The 2,737-nt window shown below is 75.4% G+C and carries 3 protein-coding genes and 1 pseudogene; 3 read left to right on the top strand and 1 reads right to left on the bottom strand.

Translation table 11 applies throughout. The features are described 5' to 3' along the window. Together GTW08_RS06205 and sigJ are read left to right on the top strand one after the other, a co-directional pair. Positions 1 to 196: pseudogene (locus tag GTW08_RS06205) on the top strand (oxidoreductase); the annotation flags it as partial. Between the two features lies 1 nt (position 197). Next, positions 198 to 1,064, top strand: coding sequence for an RNA polymerase sigma factor SigJ (sigJ, locus tag GTW08_RS06200; RefSeq protein WP_073575955.1), 867 nt, complete (start codon positions 198 to 200; stop codon positions 1,062 to 1,064). A gap of 372 nt (positions 1,065 to 1,436) precedes the next feature. Here sigJ and GTW08_RS06195 read toward each other — a convergent pair whose 3' ends face one another. Further along, positions 1,437 to 2,456 (bottom strand): AraC family transcriptional regulator, encoded by a 1,020-nt coding sequence (locus GTW08_RS06195; RefSeq protein WP_073575956.1) that lies wholly within the window; start codon positions 2,454 to 2,456, stop codon positions 1,437 to 1,439. Between the two features lie 80 nt (positions 2,457 to 2,536). Between GTW08_RS06195 and GTW08_RS06190 the strand changes: the two genes are divergently transcribed. Further along, positions 2,537 to 2,737, top strand: a 201-nt coding sequence (locus GTW08_RS06190; protein WP_346009863.1) for an NAD(P)H-binding protein, incomplete at its 3' end; no start/stop codon positions are given.

Raw genomic sequence — 2,737 nt, 5'->3', positions numbered from 1 at the left:
CGGACGCCCCGCACCGGCGGCCTCGGTGTCCTACGCCGCGCAGTGCCTGGCGCTCGGGCCGGACGCCGCGCTGATCCAGCTCGTGGACCGCCACGACGTGCCCCGGCCGGTCGCGCTCGGCGGCGGCGCGGCGGCCGTGGTGAAGGAGCAGGTGTGCCGCTACGCGCTGCGCCGGGCCCGGGGGCGGGTGGCCTGAGGTGGACCCGCTCGCCGAGTTCGACCGCCACCGCGGCCTGCTGTTCGCCGTCGCCTACGAGATCCTCGGGAGCGTCGCCGATGCCGAGGACGTGCTGCAGGACAGCTGGCTGCGCTGGTCGGCCACGGCGCACGACGAGGTGGGGAATCCGCGGGCGTACCTGGCGCGGGTGGTGTCGCGGCAGGCGCTGAACCGGCTGCGCACCGTCGCCCGGGCCCGGGAGACCTACCCCGGACCGTGGCTACCCGACCCGCTGCCGACCGGCGACGACGGCGCCGCCGACCGCGCCCTGCGCACCGATGACGTGACCGTCGCGATGCTGCTCGTGCTGGAGACCCTCGCCCCGGAGGAGCGTGCGGTGTTCGTGCTGCGGGAGGCCTTCGGCACCGGCTACGACGAGATCGCCGCCGCGACCGGGCGCCCGGTCTCCACGGTCCGGCAGATCGCGCACCGGGCGCGCGAGCACGTGCGGGCCCGCCGGCCGCGCTTCACCGTGCCCCCGGACCGGGCCCGGCGGGTGGCGGAGGCGTTCGTCGGGGCGGCGCTGGGCGGCGACGTCGCGGCGCTGACCGCGTTGCTGGCCCCCGAGGTCGTCTCGCTCGCCGACGGTGGCGGCGCGGTGTCGGCGGCCCGGCGCCCGATCCGCGGGGCGGAGAAGGTCGCCCGGTTCCTCGTCGGGCTGGCGGCGCGGCCGCTGCCGGGCGCGCTGACCGGCGCCGCGGAGTTCAACGGGCTCCCCGCGGTGGTGGTGCGCGGGCCGGACGGCGTCGACAGCGTCGTGCTCGTCGAGGTGTCCGAGGTGGACGGGGCCGACCTGGTCACCGCGGTCTACGCGGTGCGCAACCCGGAGAAGCTCGCCCACCTGTGAACACCCGGGCCCGGGGCGCAGGCCGACGGCGCCTCGGGCTCTCTCCGGCCGTCTCGCGCGCACGCTAGAGAAGCGCAGACCACCCGAGCGAGCAGGCGCGCGTAGCACCCTCTAGCCCTGTCTCGGATCGTTCCGAGAGAAGCGCAGACGAGTACATCGATCGTCGATCCGCCTCTGTACCGCTTTCTCGCACGCACACTAGACACCGTCATACGACAGCATCGACACACGAGCATGCCGTCGCATACCGCCGTCTAGAACGGTCGCGAGAGATCCGGATACGGGACGATCGACCTGATGCGCTACTCCTCTCCCGGTCGCGTCGTCGCAGCGTAGCAGCCCTGTGTCGAACGTGTGTGCGAGGGCCCGGAGTTAGCTTCGGAAGGCGGCGAGGGCGTCGGCCGTGCCCGCGAGCCCGTGCCGGCGCACCCGTCCGGCGGGCTCCCCGACGACCCGCGAGAAGGCCCGTGCGAACGCCGCCTCGGACCGGTAACCGAACCGGTGGGCCGCCTGTGCCACCGTCCCACTCCCCCCTGACAGGAACTCGGCGGCGGCGTGCATCCGCCACCGGGTCACGTAGCCCATCGCGGACTCGCCGACGAGCTCGGTGAACCGGGCGGAGAACGCCGACCGCGACATGGCCGCCGTCGCGGCGAGCGCGGCGACGGTCCAGTCCCGCTCCGGCTCGCGGTGCACCGCGGCGAGCGCGCGGCCGATCCGGTCGTCGGCGAGCGCGCCGAGCCAGCCGGTACGGGTGGCCGCGTCGGCCTGCAGCCGGCCGCGCACCGCCTGCAGGACCAGCACGTCGGCCAGCCGGGTGATCACCGCGTCACTGCCGGGGCCGCCGTGCTCGACCTCCGCGGCCAGCAGCCGCAGCGTGTCCTGCACCCGGTCCCCGATCGGCGACGGCTCGACCCGGACGAGGTCGGGCAGGCTCGCGACGAGGTCGCCCGCGGCGGGGTGGGAGAACCGGACCGCGCCGCACACCATCCGGGTCACCGGACCCTCGCCGCCGTGCCGGAGCAGGGCGTAGCGCCCGTCGAGCATCGGGTGCGGGATCGACCGGATGTCCGGGGCGGACACACCGGGCGCACTGCGCAGCGCGTGCCCGGTCCCCCGCGGCACGACGACGAGCTCGCCGGGGCGCAGCTCGCGGTCGGCTCCGTCCCCGGCCCCGTCCCGGCCGCCGGCGCCGTCGACGGTGAGCCGGCACCCGCCGGAGGTGACGACGTGGAACCAGAGGCAGCCCGGCGTCGGCGGCAGCGTCATCCCCCACGGCTCGCCGAGCTCGGAGCGGCAGTAGAAGACGCCGTCCATCCGCAGCACGTGCAGCGCCTCCCCGAGCGGGTCGGCGGCCGGGAACGGCGGCGCGGTGGACACGGTGCACAGCATGACAGTCCGTCCACAGCTCATCCCCACCTGTGGACGAATAAGCACCAGTTGTGGATCCACAGCCATTCTGCGTCCGGCCGATGGCGGTGATCGTGGACGGACACCGACGAGAGGGGTTCGACATGATCACCGTGCTGGGTGCGACCGGGAACGTGGGATCGCAGGTCGTCCGGGAGCTGACCGCGGCCGGGGTGGACGTCCGCGCCGTCGCGCGCCGCCCGGCCGTCGCCGCGCCGGGGGTGCGGCCGTGGCCCGGCGACCTGGGCGACCGGGCGTTCCTG

This window comes from Pseudonocardia sp. SID8383, assembly GCF_009864975.1.
In the GTDB taxonomy this organism is placed as follows: Bacteria; Actinomycetota; Actinomycetes; order Mycobacteriales; family Pseudonocardiaceae; genus Pseudonocardia; species Pseudonocardia alni.
The sequence above is the reverse complement of the archived record's forward strand: the minus strand, read 5'-3'. Positions and strand labels throughout refer to the sequence as shown.

What these genes read in the sequence shown, in the direction of transcription:
- GTW08_RS06195 (WP_073575956.1), bottom strand. Translation starts at nt 2,456, where the DNA reads ATGCTGTGCACCGTGTCCACCGCGCCGCCGTTCCCGGCCGCCGACCCG.